Origin of the sequence: Paenibacillus sp. FSL W7-1287 (assembly GCF_038004245.1) — a bacterium.
In the GTDB taxonomy this organism is placed as follows: Bacteria; Bacillota; Bacilli; order Paenibacillales; family Paenibacillaceae; genus Pristimantibacillus; species Pristimantibacillus camelliae.
The window spans coordinates 2,596,199-2,611,409 of record NZ_JBBORD010000001.1 but is presented as its reverse complement, the minus strand read 5'-3'; the positions used below and the strand labels follow the sequence as shown (position 1 = coordinate 2,611,409).

At 44.0% G+C, this 15,211-nt stretch carries 16 protein-coding genes and 1 pseudogene; 13 read left to right on the top strand and 4 right to left on the bottom strand.

Annotated features, from left to right (window positions below):
• Positions 1-23: 23 nt before the first annotated feature.
• The 6 genes from fabG (at position 24) to ftsY (ending at position 8,243) form a co-directional block, all read left to right on the top strand.
• A complete protein-coding gene (gene fabG / locus NSQ99_RS11955; RefSeq protein WP_251665518.1) occupies positions 24-773 on the top strand; it encodes a 3-oxoacyl-[acyl-carrier-protein] reductase in 750 nt (249 codons plus the stop codon).
• Positions 774-862: 89 nt separating this feature from the next.
• Positions 863-1,096 carry an acyl carrier protein gene (gene acpP, locus NSQ99_RS11950; RefSeq protein WP_251665517.1) on the top strand — a complete coding sequence of 78 codons (234 nt, stop codon included), beginning with the start codon at positions 863-865 and terminating at the stop codon, positions 1,094-1,096.
• 154 nt (positions 1,097-1,250) lie between these two features.
• Positions 1,251-2,492 carry a beta-ketoacyl-ACP synthase II gene (gene fabF / locus NSQ99_RS11945; RefSeq protein ID WP_340836787.1) on the top strand — a complete coding sequence of 414 codons (1,242 nt, stop codon included), beginning with the start codon at positions 1,251-1,253 and terminating at the stop codon, positions 2,490-2,492.
• Entirely contained in the window at positions 2,482-3,204 is a 723-nt protein-coding gene (rnc, locus tag NSQ99_RS11940) for a ribonuclease III (RefSeq protein ID WP_340836786.1), read from the top strand. The genes fabF and rnc overlap by 11 nt, the downstream gene beginning before the upstream one ends.
• A 134-nt stretch (positions 3,205-3,338) precedes the next feature.
• A complete protein-coding gene (smc, locus tag NSQ99_RS11935) occupies positions 3,339-6,923 on the top strand; it encodes a chromosome segregation protein SMC (RefSeq protein ID WP_340836785.1) in 3,585 nt (1,194 codons plus the stop codon).
• A 309-nt stretch (positions 6,924-7,232) separates the two neighbouring features.
• The gene (gene ftsY, locus NSQ99_RS11930) at positions 7,233-8,243 is read left to right on the top strand and encodes a signal recognition particle-docking protein FtsY (RefSeq protein ID WP_340836784.1); all 1,011 of its coding nucleotides are present in this window, start codon (positions 7,233-7,235) and stop codon (positions 8,241-8,243) included.
• A 190-nt stretch (positions 8,244-8,433) separates the two neighbouring features.
• Here the strand turns inward: ftsY and NSQ99_RS11925 are convergent, their stop codons facing one another.
• The 4 genes and pseudogenes from NSQ99_RS11925 to NSQ99_RS11910 form a co-directional block, all read right to left on the bottom strand.
• Positions 8,434-8,787 carry a VOC family protein gene (locus NSQ99_RS11925; RefSeq protein WP_340836783.1) on the bottom strand — a complete coding sequence of 118 codons (354 nt, stop codon included), beginning with the start codon at positions 8,785-8,787 and terminating at the stop codon, positions 8,434-8,436.
• 183 nt (positions 8,788-8,970) lie between these two features.
• Positions 8,971-9,292 (bottom strand): annotated as a pseudogene (locus NSQ99_RS11920) (IS1595 family transposase); the annotation flags it as partial.
• Between the two features lie 68 nt (positions 9,293-9,360).
• Positions 9,361-9,876, bottom strand: a complete 516-nt coding sequence (locus tag NSQ99_RS11915; RefSeq protein ID WP_340836782.1) for a GNAT family N-acetyltransferase — start codon at positions 9,874-9,876, stop codon at positions 9,361-9,363.
• 182 nt (positions 9,877-10,058) lie between these two features.
• Complete coding sequence (locus NSQ99_RS11910) at positions 10,059-10,514, bottom strand: AraC family transcriptional regulator (protein ID WP_340836781.1); 456 nt, start codon at positions 10,512-10,514, stop codon at positions 10,059-10,061.
• A gap of 223 nt (positions 10,515-10,737) precedes the next feature.
• On the opposite strand from NSQ99_RS11910, the gene ylxM reads away from it, so the two are divergent.
• The 7 genes from ylxM (at position 10,738) to rplS (ending at position 15,185) form a co-directional block, all read left to right on the top strand.
• Entirely contained in the window at positions 10,738-11,139 is a 402-nt protein-coding gene (gene ylxM, locus NSQ99_RS11905) for a YlxM family DNA-binding protein (protein WP_340836779.1), read from the top strand.
• Positions 11,126-12,520, top strand: coding sequence for a signal recognition particle protein (gene ffh / locus NSQ99_RS11900; protein ID WP_251665509.1), 1,395 nt, complete (start codon positions 11,126-11,128; stop codon positions 12,518-12,520). The genes ylxM and ffh overlap by 14 nt, the downstream gene beginning before the upstream one ends.
• 274 nt (positions 12,521-12,794) lie before the next feature.
• A complete protein-coding gene (gene rpsP, locus NSQ99_RS11895) occupies positions 12,795-13,067 on the top strand; it encodes a 30S ribosomal protein S16 (protein ID WP_251665508.1) in 273 nt (90 codons plus the stop codon).
• Positions 13,068-13,110: 43 nt separating this feature from the next.
• Positions 13,111-13,341: a KH domain-containing protein gene (locus NSQ99_RS11890; protein ID WP_251665507.1), complete on the top strand. Its 231-nt coding sequence runs from the start codon at positions 13,111-13,113 to the stop codon at positions 13,339-13,341.
• Between the two features lie 89 nt (positions 13,342-13,430).
• Positions 13,431-13,949 (top strand): ribosome maturation factor RimM, encoded by a 519-nt coding sequence (rimM, locus tag NSQ99_RS11885; protein WP_340836778.1) that lies wholly within the window; start codon positions 13,431-13,433, stop codon positions 13,947-13,949.
• A gap of 1 nt (position 13,950) precedes the next feature.
• Positions 13,951-14,694, top strand: a complete 744-nt coding sequence (trmD, locus tag NSQ99_RS11880; protein WP_340836776.1) for a tRNA (guanosine(37)-N1)-methyltransferase TrmD — start codon at positions 13,951-13,953, stop codon at positions 14,692-14,694.
• 149 nt (positions 14,695-14,843) lie between these two features.
• On the top strand, positions 14,844-15,185 hold the full coding sequence (gene rplS / locus NSQ99_RS11875) for a 50S ribosomal protein L19 (protein ID WP_251665504.1): 342 nt from the start codon (positions 14,844-14,846) through the stop codon (positions 15,183-15,185).
• Positions 15,186-15,211: the final 26 nt, after the last annotated feature.

Below are 15,211 nucleotides of genomic sequence, written 5' to 3'. Positions count from 1 at the left end.
ACGGATTGATGAGGAGGAACGGTATGTTTGCAGGCTTAGAAGGTAAAAAGGCACTTGTAACGGGTGCATCGAGAGGAATCGGCAGAGCAATTGCGATTGCACTCGCAGAAGCAGGAGCAGATGTAGCTATCAACTATTCCGGGAGTGAGCAGGCTGCTGCTGAAACGGCAGAAGCGGTACGCGAGCTTGGACGTAAAGCGATTATTATTAAAGCGAATGTTGGATTAGCAGCTGAATTTGAAGATATGGTGAAACAGGTTGTCGAGCAACTAGGCGCGATTGATATATTGGTCAATAACGCAGGGATTACACGTGACAATCTCATCATGCGCATGAAGGAAGAAGAGTTTGATCAAGTGATCGAAACAAATCTTAAAGGTGTCTTCAACGGAATTAAAGCTGTAACACGTCCAATGATGAAGCAGCGTTCAGGTAAAATTATTAATATCTCATCTGTTGTAGGGGTGCTTGGTAATCCAGGTCAAGCGAACTATGTTGCGGCAAAGGCTGGTGTCATTGGCCTGACTAAAGCGAGTGCGCGTGAGCTTGCTGCCAGAAATATTACGGTTAACTGTGTGGCACCAGGCTTTATTCAAACGGATATGACAGATAAACTGCCAGATGATATGAAGCAATCGTTGGCAGGTCAAATTCCGCTTGCAAAGCTTGGCGAAGCTGCTGACATTGCGAATGCGGTTCGCTTCTTAGCATCAGATGCAGCATCCTATATGACGGGGCAAACTATTCATGTCGATGGCGGCATGTATATGTAGGGCTTGTTGATTTAAACTTTCAATTCAGTAGATTGTAGGATAGCTATTTTTTAATCGTTTTCGTATAATACGTAGAGGAGGTGAATCGGATGTCCGATGTACTAGAACGCGTAACAAGCATTATTGTTGACCGCCTAGGTGTTGATGCAGAAAAGGTAACTTTGGAAGCTTCTTTCAAGGAAGATTTGAACGCTGACTCACTAGATGTAGTTGAGCTTATCATGGAACTCGAAGACGAGTTTAACCTTGAAATTTCTGATGAAGATGCAGAGAAGATCACTACGGTAGGAGAAGTTGTAAATTACATACAATCTCATACCTAAAATGATCGAGTCCCGTTAGCTATAACGGGACTCAATCCTTATTTTGCTCGCAAGTTTTTAAGAATTAATTAACTGATAAGTCATGCATAAGGATTGATAAACAATTCTTTTTCGATATAGATGAAAAGATGAATGATAGTAGGGGTGAGCATGAATGAAGCGTAGAGTTGTTGTAACGGGAATGGGCATATTGACATCGTTAGGCTCAGAGCTCGAGCAGTTCTGGGGGAATTTATTAGAAGGCAAGTCCGGTGTATCCCTAATTGAAGCATTTGATGTTTCGGAATATCCGACACGTATTGCTGCGGAGATTAAAGGCTTTGATCTAACCAATTACGGTATAGATAAGAAAGAAGCGCGTCGTATGGATCGTTTCGTTCAATTCGCTGTTGCGGCAAGCCTAAAGGCTATTGAAGATTCAGGCATTAAGATTGGTGAGCATGTCCCTGCCGAGCGAATTGGTGTTGTTGTTGGCTCTGGCATAGGCGGTTTAGGAACATGGGAAGATCAGCATTCCATCTTGCTTGAAAAAGGACCCAAACGAGTAAGTCCGTTCTTCATTCCAATGATGATTGCGAATATGGCATCTGGACAAGTGTCTATGATCGCTGGCGCTAAAGGACCAAACTCAACAGCTGTAACGGCTTGTGCAACGGGAACACATTCTATCGGTGATTCCTTTAAAATTATTCAGCGTGGCGATGCGGATGTCATGATTGCAGGTGGAGCTGAGGCGACGATTCGTCCTACAGGGATGGCTGGATTCTGCTCCATGAGAGCCATGTCTACACGTAATGATGAGCCTGAGAAGGCAAGTCGTCCGTTTGATGTAGAGCGCGATGGATTCGTAATGGGTGAAGGCTCTGGCGTTCTCATTCTTGAAGAGCTTGAGCATGCTAAAGCACGCGGTGCGAAAATTTATGGAGAAGTGATCGGGTACGGGATGAGTGGAGACGCGCATCACATGACAGAGCCAGATCCAACTGGTGCGGCACGATGCATGGAAAGTGCATTGAAGGATGCAGGCATTGATCGAACAGCGGTTGATTATATTAATGCGCATGGTACAAGTACGCCTGTAGGTGATATATCCGAATCAACAGCGATTAAGCATACGTTTGGTGAGCATGCTTATAAGCTTGCCGTTAGCTCTACGAAGTCGATGACTGGTCATTTGCTTGGTGCAGCAGGCGGAGTAGAAGCTGTAATCCTTGCCCTTACCCTTAAACATGGAGTGATTGCTCCAACGATCAACTTAGACAATCAGGATCCTGAGCTTGATTTGGATTATGTGCCAAACAAACCTCGTAAGGCTGATGTTAAGGTTGCGCTATCAAATTCATTTGGTTTCGGTGGACATAATGCGTCCATCATGATGAAGAAATATGAAGATTGATTTGTTTGATGAGCTGCAGCAAAAGCTGCAGCTCAACTTTACAAGGGTAAAGCTTTTACGGCAGGCTTTTACACATACCTCTTATGTAAATGAGCACAAGCGGGGTTCTGTACAGGACAATGAACGACTAGAGTTTCTAGGAGATGCTGTATTACAGCTGCTTGTCTCAGAGTATCTGTATAAAACGTACCCCAAACGCCCTGAGGGTGAATTGACACGTATGCGAGCATCGGTTGTTTGTGAACCTTCGTTGGCACATTTTGCTGAGCGGCTTGATTTTGGCAGCTATGTATTGCTTGGTCGAGGCGAGGAACAGCTTGGCGGTAGACATCGGCAAGCATTGCTGGCAGATTTGTTCGAATCCTTTGTCGGAGCGCTCTATCTTGACATGGGAATCGAGACGACAAGACATTTTCTTGAGCAGCACATGTTCCCTCATATCGATTCGAATAACTATGGCTTGCTCATGAAGGATGCGAAGTCTAAGCTTCAGGAACGAGCTCAGCACATTGGGCTTGGCGCCATTGAGTATCGAATCGTTGAAGAGCGAGGACCTGCTCATGATCGGGAATTTGTTATTGAGGTCTTGCTTGATCAGACCTGCTATGGCGTGGGAATCGGCCGTTCCAAAAAAGAAGCAGAACAAAGAGCTGCCGCAGAAGCATGGGGAAAGCTAGCGGAACAAGAATCGAAAAATATGCAGCATAAGTAATGGGTCCGAACATACAAAAAGCATTTCGTTGGACGGTTGTCCAAAGGGATGCTTTTTGTATGTCAGCGATCATAGAAATGATATCGGCCTAAAACAATCTGTGGTACAATGTACTGTGAGGTGAAAGCCAGACTATGTTTTTGAAAAGAATTGAATTATCAGGCTTCAAGTCATTCGCAGATAAAACTGAGCTTGAATTTGTTAACGGAATAACAGCTGTTGTTGGACCTAACGGATCTGGAAAAAGTAATATTTCAGACGGTATCCGTTGGGTTCTTGGTGAGCAAAGCGCTAAAAGTCTTCGCGGCGGCAAAATGGAAGATATTATATTTGCCGGTAGTGATGCACGTCGTGCTGTAAATTATGGAGAAGTTTCGTTAACACTGGACAATTCTGACGGTGCACTGCCATTAGAATACAATGAGGTAACGGTAACTAGACGCGTTCATCGAAGCGGTGATAGCGAATATATGATTAATAAGCAAGCATGTCGACTCAAAGATATTACGGAATTATTTATGGATACGGGTATCGGTAAAGAGGCGTACTCGATTATCGGACAAGGTAGAATTGAAGAAATATTAAGTACACGCTCAGAGGACCGGCGCGGAATTTTTGAAGAGGCATCTGGCATCGTCAAGTATAAGTCTCGGAAAAAGGAAGCCAAGCGCAAGCTGGATGATACAGAGCAAAACCTGCTACGTATTCATGACCTTGTGACAGAGCTTGAGGATCAAGTAGAGCCGCTTCGTAAGCAATCAGAGGTCGCTCTTCACTTTAAGACACTAAAAGAACAGTTGAAATCGAAGGAAATCTCTCTTTATGTACATCAAATCGAAATGCTACATAATGCCTGGTCAGAGTCAACGGCCAAGCTAGAAGCGCTTAATCAGGAACAGCTAAAGCTTTCTGCTGTTGTAAGCAAGCATGACGCAGTCCTTGAGAGTGATCGTTTGCAGCTTAGAGAGGTCGAAAAAGAGCTTGATGAGCTTCATCAAGCGATGCTTCAAATTAGCGAGGACGTTGAAAAATGCGAAGGCTATAGCGAAGTCATTAAAGAGAGAATGCGTCATAACGAAGAAACTCGTTTAAGCGTTGAGCAGGCTATTGCAGTGACGGATGAACGAATTATGAGCTTGTCTAAGGAAGAGGTAGCTGTACGAGGCAAAGCAGCAGAGCTCGAAGAGCGTTTGGCAAGCCTTCGAATGACGCTTCAGGCAGAAGAGGAGCGAATGCAAGGTGTAGCGAGCGGAAGTGCACAGGATGCTGAAGAACGCTTAAAGGGCGAGCTTCTCGACATTTTGAGCTCGATGGCTCAGCTTCGTAATGAAATTCGCTATTCCGAGCAGCAGCAGGAAGCACTGCAGCGCCGGATGGAGCGTATTGGCGAGGACGAGGCGAAGTGGCTGCAGCAGCAGCGTACTTTGGAAGCGAAAAAGTTTGAGCTTGAGCAAGTGATTGCCGAGCTAGGGAAAGAGCATGATAAGCTTCGTACTAAGATGCTAGAGGAAGCTGACGAAGCACGTAAGCTCAATCAAGCGATCGAGCAAGCGACGACTCAGCTTAGACGCTATGAGCAGAAGCTTGATAGTGATATGTCACGCCGAGATACGATGAAGGAAATGCAGGATGCAATGGACGGCTTTATGCATGGCGTTAAGGAAATTCTTAAAGCTGCGCGACGTCAGCAATCTGCCATTACTGGTGTACATGGTGCTGTAGCCGAGCTCATTGTCGTGCCAGAGCGTATCGAGACTGCGGTGGAGACTGCGCTTGGTGGGGCACTCCAGCATATTGTTATGGAGGATGAGCGGACAGCCCGTACTGCGATTAGCTATTTGAAGCAGCGTCAGCTTGGTCGAGCGACGTTTTTACCACTCGATGTCATACGAGGACGTCGCTTAGGTGAGATGGACAAGCGTATTATTACGGAGCTGGATGGGTTTGTCGGAGTAGCAGCTGAGCTTGTGCATACAGAGGAGCGTTACAAGGAGATTGTATTTAATCTATTAGGGAACGTACTTCTTGCAGAAAACTTGGAGCAAGCTAACCGTATCGCTGCCCGCTGTCAATACCGCTATCGCGTTGTTACATTGGAAGGTGATGTAGTCAATGCTGGGGGTTCAATGACAGGGGGAAGCTTGCAGAAAAGAGGGGCAAGCTTACTCGGTCGACATCGTCAGATCGAACAGCTGGACGAAGCCATTGCAACTGTTAAGCGTCAAATCGAGCAAGAAAGACTGAAGCTGGTTGACCTGCGTAAGGAAATGAGCATTCGCTCACAAAACTCCGAGCAGGCTCGTGAACGACTTGAGCAGAAGCGCTTGGAAGAGCAGAGCTTAAAAGGAGACTTGCAGCAGCTTCAACAGGAAATGAAGTTTTTAAGTGAGCAGCAAGCATTATCTAATAGCGATAAGCAAGCTCAAGTAAGCGAGCAGCAAGCAGCAACATCTCGAATTGAGGGGGCACAGCGTCAGCTAGCAGAGCTGTCCGAGCAGGAAGCTAAACTCCAACAATCGATCAAGCATGCGGAGCAAACGCGTAAAGTGAACGAATCTCAGAAGGAAGAGCTTCAAGTTCAGCTTACCGATCTTAAAATTACTGTTGCAAAACAAGATCAGGAATTCAGCAATTATGAAGATCAGGCAGCTCGATTGCGTAATGATATAAGCCGTGCGAAAGAGGAGCTAAAAGCCCAACAGCAGCAGCTAACACAGCTTCAGGAGCAAGCTGAAAGCTTGAAACAGGAAGCTGAGGAGCAGGTTGCAAAACTTGCTCAGCTTAAGGAGAGCAAGCAACAATGCAGCGATCGTACCGATTCCTTCCGTTTGCAGCGCGTACAGAAGCTAAGCGGGCTAGAGCAGGGAGAGAACGAGACGAAAGAGCAGCGTCAAGCTTTGAGACAAATCGAAGAGCAGATGCGTCAAACCGAAATTGTGCTCAATCGTCAGGACGTTGAGCTGGATCATACGATTAAAAAGCTTGCTGATGAATATGGCTACAGCTATGAGATGGCGAAGGAGCAGTATCCACCTCCAGAGGAGATTAATGCTGTCCAGCTTGATGTGAGAGAGCTAAAGCGGCAAATCAGCTCGCTTGGCGAAATCAATTTGGGGGCCATTGAGGAATATGAGCGTGTAAAAGAACGCTACGACTTCCTAACAGAGCAAAAGAATGACTTGATGGAAGCGAAGGCAACCCTTTATGAGGTCATTCGCGAGATGGATGATGAAATGTCGAAGCGATTTAAGACGACCTTTGATGAAATCCGCAAGCATTTTATCGTCGTCTTCAGTAAATTGTTCGGCGGAGGACGTGCTGATCTTATACTCGTTGATCCAGCGAACATATTGGAAACAGGTATAGATATTGTTGCACAGCCTCCGGGCAAAAAACTGCAAAATTTACAGCTGCTTTCTGGTGGGGAGCGCGCGCTTACTGCGATTGCCTTGCTGTTTGCGATTCTACAAGTTAAACCAGTACCTTTCTGTGTGCTGGATGAGGTAGAAGCAGCACTCGATGAGGCTAACGTTGCGAGGTTCGCCCAATACTTGAGAGAGTTTTCAGAGCTGACTCAATTTATCGTCGTTACGCATCGTAAAGGCACGATGGAAGAAGCAGATGTGCTATACGGGGTTACGATGGAAGAAGGCGGTGTCTCCAAGCTGGTGTCTGTGAGGTTGGAGGAGGATCATGTATTTGACGGTGTGACCGCGTAGAGGTTGTTTAAAAAGTCCGACTTTGATTTCGATGTAAACAAACCGTTGAAGCGTATTCGGCGTCGAATATTGAACGCTAGCGAAAGCTGTGGTGCTCGCGTATTAAAGGCATACGCTGTGCTCCTCGTTTTCTACTAGTGTTCAATCTTCTTGGAACTGAAAGCCGAACTTTTTAAACTCCATTGGAAGTGGTTGTTTATAAAGTCCGACTATGATTTCGATGCTATGCGTTGGAGAATACTCGACGTCGAATAAATTATGAATTGTTATAAACAAAAAGCAATATAATCGGGGGGTGCCAGAGCTTACATGAGTTTTTTTAAGAAGCTAAAGGAAAGTATTGCTTCAAAAACTGAAGCAGTAACAAATGTATTTAAAGAAGGCTTGGCAAAGACAAGAACGGCTTTAGTTGAAAAAGTTGAAGAGCTCATTACTCGTCGTAAAAAAATCGATGAGGAGTTTTATGAGGAGCTTGAAGAAATTCTAATCGGAGCTGACGTTGGGGTTACTACCGTTATGCAGCTTATTGATGAGCTGCGTGATGAAGTGAAAAAACGTAAAATTGAAGATGCTGCAGAGCTTCAGCCTGTCCTATCCGAGAAGCTGGTTGGGATGCTTAAAGGAGAAGACGATCCTAAGCTTGCTGTAGCTCCTTCGGGAGAAATAACGGTATATCTATTCGTTGGTGTCAACGGGGTAGGTAAAACAACGACGATTGGTAAGCTGGCTCATAAGCTGAAAAGCGAAGGGAAGCAGGTGCTTCTTGCCGCTGGCGATACGTTCCGCGCAGGAGCAATTGAGCAATTGGAAGTATGGGGAGAGCGTGTAGGCGTTGACGTCATTAAGCAATCTCCTGGTTCTGATCCGGCAGCTGTTATCTTCGATGCAGTACATGCGGCAAAGCAGCGCAACGTAGACGTGCTTATTTGCGATACGGCAGGCCGCTTGCAAAATAAAACAAATCTTATGGAAGAGCTGAATAAAATTTTCCGTGTCATTCAAAGGGAAATGCCATCAGCTCCGCATGAGGTGCTCCTAGTACTTGATGCGACAACAGGACAAAATGCGTTAAGCCAAGCGAAGCTGTTTGGCGAAAAGAGCGGCGTTACCGGTCTAGTGCTTACGAAGCTGGATGGTACAGCGAAGGGCGGAATCGTTATAGCGATTCGCAACGAGCTGAATCTCCCTGTGAAGCTAGTAGGACTAGGTGAAAAAATGGGTGATCTTCAGGAGTTTGATTCTGAGCAATTTGTTCATGCGCTGTTTGCAGGTCTTATTCAGAAGGCAGAGGAAGAAGAAGCAGAAGCGGAAAATCAATAATAGCAAGGCCGTGCAACATATAACTAAAAGCCATCCAGAATGTAGAATGAACTGGATGGCTTTATTTGTTTGGCTATGTTAAATTCAAAAATTGATATATGACCATAAGAACCGCCTAGGTGTGAAAGACGGCTTGAGCTATCGTACCTGTTAGTTGAATAAACCAGTGTCCCTTACGGTCGTTAGTGTATCAACGTTCATGAGCAAGAATGTTGATAAGCTTACCAAACGGGTCGCGGACATAGAATCGTCGAACGCCCCAGGGCTCATCAACTGGCCCATATTCTATAGAAAATCCAGCTTCCTTCATGCCTTCTAATGTAGCATCTACATCGTCGACTTCAATCGATAGATCAGGCGTAGGCGTTTCTGAGCCACCCTGTGAGGCGAAACTAATTTGAATGTTCATCTCCTCGTTTAAACCATAAGTTCTGATCCAATCATGATCCATCATTAAATCAAGGCCGAGCACATCCTGGTAGAAGCATTTAGCTGCTGTGATATCCTTCGTATTTATATTGGCGACGATTCGTTTGACCTTCATTTTAAACCTCCCAGACATCTTTGATAACTGTTTGCGTTTTGGATATGCTACACACTTTTCACGCGTTGTATTCCGTCGGACTAAAAGCGATAATTAGCCGATCCTTTTGAATTGGCAAGGAACTAAATGCCCTCCACGAATCAAAGCATAACATTATAGAGTCAAATAAATGACGAAAATATGAAGCCACATATGAGGTCTTCTCGTTCGTTACAAGGGGTGTTAGTAAAGTCATTGAACTTTTGGCGACAAGATTTACAGCGGTATCGTTGTCATTTAACTTCTTCAGTACGTGTTTCTACAGGTAATTTCCCAAATCGCACGACAGAATAATCCTGCAATTTGGGGAAACAAGCCCATCTTTATGTTTCTGTTCTTGAAATTCATCAATCACTCGAACTAGAACTGACACTCATTTGATTCGTGACTGCAAAAAGAAGGATATCTCTCTCTTACCGTTATCGTCCAAGGTATCCGCAAGCCATTTCAGTTCTACGGAATATATCAACAACAAGGTTTAACATAGCCATTTGTTAAAGTATTAAAAGTACATTTAAGGTCGATTCACTATTCTCATTGGAAAAATGCTTCCGGATAAACAAGCTCCCCATTTATTACCCCAAGCTTATTCTCTCTAAGCTCATAAACCATAAAGACATCGTCAGGCACTTCAAATTGTGTTAATTCGAGTCCGTAGTTTCTTGCCGGTTTAAAGCCTAACTTAGAATAATAGGTTGGATGACCGATAAGTAAAATAAAATTGTATCCGAGTGCCTTACTTCTTTTGATACCTTCTTCTATTAATGCCTTACCAATGCCTTGTTTTTGGAAAGCAGGTTTTACAGCGATTGGTGCAAGTACTATAACTGTCTCTACTTCATTTTCATTATGTACAGTGGCCTTACTAAACAGAGCGTAACCTACAGTTTCATCATCGAATTGTCCGACTAATGAAAGCTCAGCTATAAACTTATCCGATTGTCGTATTCTTTCGACTAGTTTAGCCTCGTCTTCGCGATTATTAAAGGCTTCAACGTTTATTTCATAAATACTTTCATAGTCCTTTTTCTCTTCCGTTCTTATGATCATGCTCAATGTCTCCATTCTGATTTGGTTGAGTTTTCTTTAATATTAGCAGAATTATGGAAAAAAGTTCTACTCTACTTACTCTAGCTTAGAGAAAAGTAGAAGCCAGCTGTCTTATAGCTAGCTGGCTATTTCCGTATTGTTCGTATGCTGCTTGATCTTACTTTTATTTTTGTAAGTGTTGCTTAACGAATCGGAACACAAATATCACAATACGAATGCTCATCCATTAAGCCAATATAACGCTCGAGAATCGGCTTTTCATCAATAACATACCCGTTTTGATATATCATAGGCATAATTTCATTCCATGCTCGTTGTATTGCCTCCGGTGTATGCTCTATTGAGTATACGAAATACTTGCCCCCATCAATTACTCTTTCCTTCACATCATCATCGATACTTAATTGTACCTGTTCGTCGATAACAATGCATGCATCGTATCTGCACTCCATTGGAGAGACCTGTTGCGGGTTGTCTAGCGAGATGCCGAGTAGAATCGAAGTAGCATTTAATAATTGCTTTTCTACCGCCCAAGTCTTTAATCGATCCATCACTTTGTAATTATCCGGACCATAGGGGCCAACTCGCCTGAAGTATGCTACACGATAAGTCGGAATGGATTGAACAGAATATTCCATGATATCATTTCCTTTCATTTACAGTTTTTTGGGTGCAAATGAATCGTAGCATGGTATAAAATTTATTGCTAATCTAACTTTTTTTCATTGATTGAACAAGTAATTTTGACTGACAAGGAAAAAGACTTGACACTCCCTAATTGATCAGTTATGATAGTTGAGGTTGGTCGGTGTAAAGGGATTTTACTTTACATAGTATAAAGCCGATGCGGAGGGGATTAGAATGGAACGTATAGAGCCAGATGCCCTTACCAAAACGACACATGTTAATTTGCTGCTTGATTTCTATGAGGAGCTCTTAACGGAAAAGCAACGTATAATACTTAACTTTTACTACCGTGATGATTTTTCACTAGGCGAAATTGCTGCAGAATTTGGCATTAGCCGTCAGGCGGTATATGATAATATAAAGAGAGCTGAACAGGCATTAGCCGCGTATGAACAGAAGCTACGTTTGTTAGCTAGAAATGAGCAAACACTTCGACTTACAGAGCAGCTTAAACATAAGATTGATACGCTTGGCTTGCAGGCTGAGCAGCGCAGCGAGCTTCAACAGTTAATTGAGCAGCTGCGAACGAACGACATTATGGTAGGAATGGAGGCGATAAAGGATGGCAGCATTTGAAAGCTTGTCCAGCAGATTACAAAGTGTATTTAGTAAGCTGAAGGGCAAAGGAAAAGTATCTGAAAATGATGTCAATGATGCGATGCGTGAAGTTCGTCTTGCATTACTTGAAGCGGACGTTAACTTTAAGGTCGTAAAAGACTTTATAGCCAAAGTTAAAGAACAGGCAATTGGCCTCGAAGTATCCAAAAGCTTCACACCAGGCATGGTTATCATTGATATCGTAAACAAAGAATTGACTGCGCTTATGGGAGGAACACAGGCAAAGCTTGCAAAAGCGAACAAGCCTCCGACCGTTATTATGATGGTTGGTCTACAGGGTGCAGGTAAAACAACCTCAACAGGTAAGCTGGCTCGTTTATTGCAAAAGAGCAATCATAAGCCGCTACTTGTTGCCTGTGATATTTATCGTCCGGCAGCGATTAAGCAACTTCAAGTGCTCGGAGAGCAAATTAATGCTCCGGTATTCGCATTAGGTGATCAAGTTTCACCAGTTGAGATCGCGCGTCAAGGCTTACAGCATGCGAAGGATAACGGCAACGATTACGTTATCTTCGATACAGCAGGCCGTCTGCATATTGACGAAGCGTTAATGGGTGAGTTGAAGCAGATCCATGAGATCGTACACCCTGATGAAGTATTGCTCGTTGTCGATGCGATGACTGGACAAGACGCTGTTAACGTCGCTCAAAGCTTCCACGAGCAACTAGAGTTAACAGGTGTTGTTCTTACGAAGCTTGATGGTGATACGCGCGGTGGTGCGGCGTTATCCGTTAAAGCTGTTACAGGGCAACCGATTAAATTTGCTGCAATGGGTGAGAAGATCGATTCATTGGAGCCTTTCCATCCAGAGCGTATGGCTTCTCGTATTCTTGGCATGGGGGATATGCTCTCCTTGATTGAGAAAGCTCAAGCAGGCATCGATGCGGATAAAGCTGCAGAGATGGAACGTAAGATGCGTAATGCTGAGTTTACGTTTGAGGATTTCCTAGAGCAAATGGAGCAGGTTCGCAATCTAGGTCCGCTCGATCAGATTATGGATATGCTGCCTGGAATGGGTAAGATGAAGGGCAATATGAAGGATTTGAAGGTTGATGAGCGTCAGCTGTCTCGCGTTGAAGCGATCGTTAAATCGATGACGAAGGAAGAGAAGCAAAACCCTGATTTGCTAAATCATAGTCGTCGTAAGCGTGTTGCAGCTGGTAGTGGTGTGACCGTCGTTGAAGTAAATCGTCTCATTAAGCAATTTGACGATATGCGTAAAATGATGAAGCAATTCAGCTCGATGATGGGCCCTAACGGACCGAAAGGTATGAAGGGCATGAAGGGGAAGAAGGGCTTGAAGGGCCTGATGGGCAAAAACATGAAGTTCCCTTTTTAAGAGGATGTTTTCTGATCGAGCTTTGATCACGATGTATAGCTTCGTAGCTTACTCGACATCGAATATCGCATTCATCGCTAGCTGCAGTGCTCGCGTACCAAATACGTACGCTCCGCGCTTCGCGTCACTAGCTTCACGTGATCTTCTCGGTGCTGAAGGCTCGAACATATAACTTTGATTTGAAGAAAAAGCTTCGTGCTGAAGGCTCGAACATATAACTTCGATGTTTGAAGTAGAAACATAAACCGTATTTTGTTGAAGGAGGTGAAATATCATGGCAGTACGTATTCGTTTGAAACGTATCGGTGCTCACAAAGCTCCGTTTTACCGCGTTGTTGTATCTGATTCTCGTTCTCCACGTGATGGACGTTTTATCGAGGAAATCGGTACTTATAACCCAGTTGCGCAACCAGCTCAAGTATCCATCAACGAAGAAAAAGCGTTGAAATGGCTACAATCAGGTGCACAAGCATCTGACACAGTTCGCGACTTGCTTTCTAAAGCGGGTGTAATGAAAAAATTCCATGAGCTTAAACAACAGAAGTAATAAGCCTTGAGCTTATTACTGTTGAGAAGCGGAGGGCTTTGTCATGAAGGATTTAATTCTTGTCATTGCGAAGGCTTTAGTGGATCATCCGGAAGATGTACGCGTTCAAGTGAGAGACGATGAGCGTAGTACGGTTTATGAGCTTTCGGTTCATCCATCTGATGTCGGTAAAATTATCGGTAAACAAGGTCGAATTGCGAAGGCAATGCGTACAGTGGTGAACTCGGCTGCTACAAAATCGAATAAGCGCGTAATCGTCGATATTCAATCATAGAATGCGTAGCTAGAGGGTTAGGATGAAAATCCTGCCCTTTTTTGGTATGATACGTAATAAGTTTGCGAGTAAGGGATGATGTAATGAGTATGAACTGGTTTAACGTGGGTGTAATCGTTAACACACATGGTATTCGTGGTGAGTTAAAGGTGTTGTCTAAAACGGATTTTCCAGAGGAACGTTTTGCAAAAGGTAATCGGCTAATGATGTTTAATGACGAGACCGGTCAATCTGAACCTATCGAAATTGAGCGTTCACGTGAACAGAAGGGCCTCTACTATATAAAGCTTAAGGGCATTGACAACATTAACGATGTTGAGAAATATAAAGGCTGGGTCATTCGTATATCAGAGGAAGATCAAGGACAGCTAGATGATGGCGAATATTTTTATCATCAAATTATTGGCTGCGAGGTATACACTGAGGAAGAAGAGCTGCTAGGAACGGTCAAAGAAATCCTTTCGCCAGGAGCAAACGATGTATGGGTCATCGAGCCATCTGCACCAGGTGGCAAACAGATTCTACTGCCTGTTATTGATCCTGTCGTTCGTAACGTAGATGTTACAGCCAAAAGGATTACCGTTCATTTGCTTGAAGGGCTGATCTAATATGCGGATAGATGTGCTAACCTTATTTCCGGAAATGTTTACTGGTGTTTTTAACAGCAGTATTTTAGGCAAAGCTCAAGAAAAAGGGATTGTTTCTCTTGAAGCGATTAATTTCAGAGCCTATGCGAACAATAAGCATAATACCGTTGATGATTATCCGTATGGCGGCGGCGGTGGGATGGTTCTAAAGCCTGAGCCTGTATTTGCTGCTGTTGAAGCTCTCCAGGCTGATGCGTCTGAAGCGCCTCGCGTTATTTTGATGTGCCCGCAGGGTGAGCGCTATACACAGCGTAAGGCAGAGGAACTGAGCCAATCAAACCATCTTATATTTATTTGTGGTCATTATGAAGGTTATGATGAACGTATTCGTCAGCATCTCGTTACCGATGAAATCTCTGTTGGTGATTATGTGCTCACTGGTGGTGAGCTGCCGGCTATGACAGTGATTGATAGCATCGTTAGATTACTGCCTGGTGCCCTTGGCAATGAATCTAGTGCGGTGACTGATTCCTATAGTACTGGCCTGCTGGAGTATCCTCATTACACTCGTCCTGCCCAGTTTCGCGATATGAAGGTTCCTGATGAGCTCTTGTCAGGTCATCATGCTAACATTGAGAAATGGAGACGCGAGCAGTCCCTATTACGCACGTTGGAGCGTAGACCTGATTTGCTAGACAACGTAGAGCTGACCGATCGCGAACGCAAGTGGCTGGAGCAATTTAAAGAAACGAAGCTAAAGCAGTAAAATTAGGAATTTAACATTGTAATATATCTTGCTTTATGGTATAGTTTATAATGTTGTTTTCGTATAACGGATGGTCCGCTATAAGTGATGAGAGAATCAGTGGATTAAGGAGCTTATAAGAACATCTACGGTGAAAGGAGTTGAATGTAATGAATATCGTACAAGCAATTGCACAAGAGCAACTTCGTCAAGACGTACCTAATTTCCGTCCTGGTGATACGTTGAAAGTGTATGTAAAAGTTATCGAGGGATCTCGTGAGCGTATTCAGTTATTCGAAGGCGTAGTAATTAAACGTCGCGGTGGCGGAATTAGCGAAACTTTTACAGTACGTAAAATCTCTTACGGTGTTGGCGTGGAAAGAACTTTCCCTCTTCATTCACCAAAGCTTGATAAAATCGAAGTAGCACGTCGTGGTAAAGTTCGCCGCGCGAAACTGTACTACCTTCGTAGCTTGCGTGGTAAAGCCGCAAGAATCAAGGAAATTCGCTAAGATGAAACATCAGGAGGAGCTTGGTT

Bases quoted from the DNA above. Each gene is read 5' to 3' on its own strand.
- fabF (WP_340836787.1), top strand. From the start codon at position 1,251: ATGAAGCGTAGAGTTGTTGTAACGGGAATGGGCATATTGACATCGTTA.
- fabG (WP_251665518.1), top strand. From the start codon at position 24: ATGTTTGCAGGCTTAGAAGGTAAAAAGGCACTTGTAACGGGTGCATCG.
- NSQ99_RS11925 (WP_340836783.1), bottom strand. From the start codon at position 8,787: ATGAAGGTCAAACGAATCGTCGCCAATATAAATACGAAGGATATCACA.
- rplS (WP_251665504.1), top strand. From the start codon at position 14,844: ATGAATATCGTACAAGCAATTGCACAAGAGCAACTTCGTCAAGACGTA.
- acpP (WP_251665517.1), top strand. From the start codon at position 863: ATGTCCGATGTACTAGAACGCGTAACAAGCATTATTGTTGACCGCCTA.
- trmD (WP_340836776.1), top strand. From the start codon at position 13,951: ATGCGGATAGATGTGCTAACCTTATTTCCGGAAATGTTTACTGGTGTT.
- smc (WP_340836785.1), top strand. From the start codon at position 3,339: ATGTTTTTGAAAAGAATTGAATTATCAGGCTTCAAGTCATTCGCAGAT.
- rimM (WP_340836778.1), top strand. From the start codon at position 13,431: ATGAACTGGTTTAACGTGGGTGTAATCGTTAACACACATGGTATTCGT.
- NSQ99_RS11910 (WP_340836781.1), bottom strand. From the start codon at position 10,514: ATGGAATATTCTGTTCAATCCATTCCGACTTATCGTGTAGCATACTTC.
- NSQ99_RS11890 (WP_251665507.1), top strand. From the start codon at position 13,111: ATGAAGGATTTAATTCTTGTCATTGCGAAGGCTTTAGTGGATCATCCG.
- rpsP (WP_251665508.1), top strand. From the start codon at position 12,795: ATGGCAGTACGTATTCGTTTGAAACGTATCGGTGCTCACAAAGCTCCG.
- ftsY (WP_340836784.1), top strand. From the start codon at position 7,233: ATGAGTTTTTTTAAGAAGCTAAAGGAAAGTATTGCTTCAAAAACTGAA.
- ffh (WP_251665509.1), top strand. From the start codon at position 11,126: ATGGCAGCATTTGAAAGCTTGTCCAGCAGATTACAAAGTGTATTTAGT.
- rnc (WP_340836786.1), top strand. From the start codon at position 2,482: ATGAAGATTGATTTGTTTGATGAGCTGCAGCAAAAGCTGCAGCTCAAC.
- ylxM (WP_340836779.1), top strand. From the start codon at position 10,738: ATGGAACGTATAGAGCCAGATGCCCTTACCAAAACGACACATGTTAAT.
- NSQ99_RS11915 (WP_340836782.1), bottom strand. From the start codon at position 9,876: ATGATCATAAGAACGGAAGAGAAAAAGGACTATGAAAGTATTTATGAA.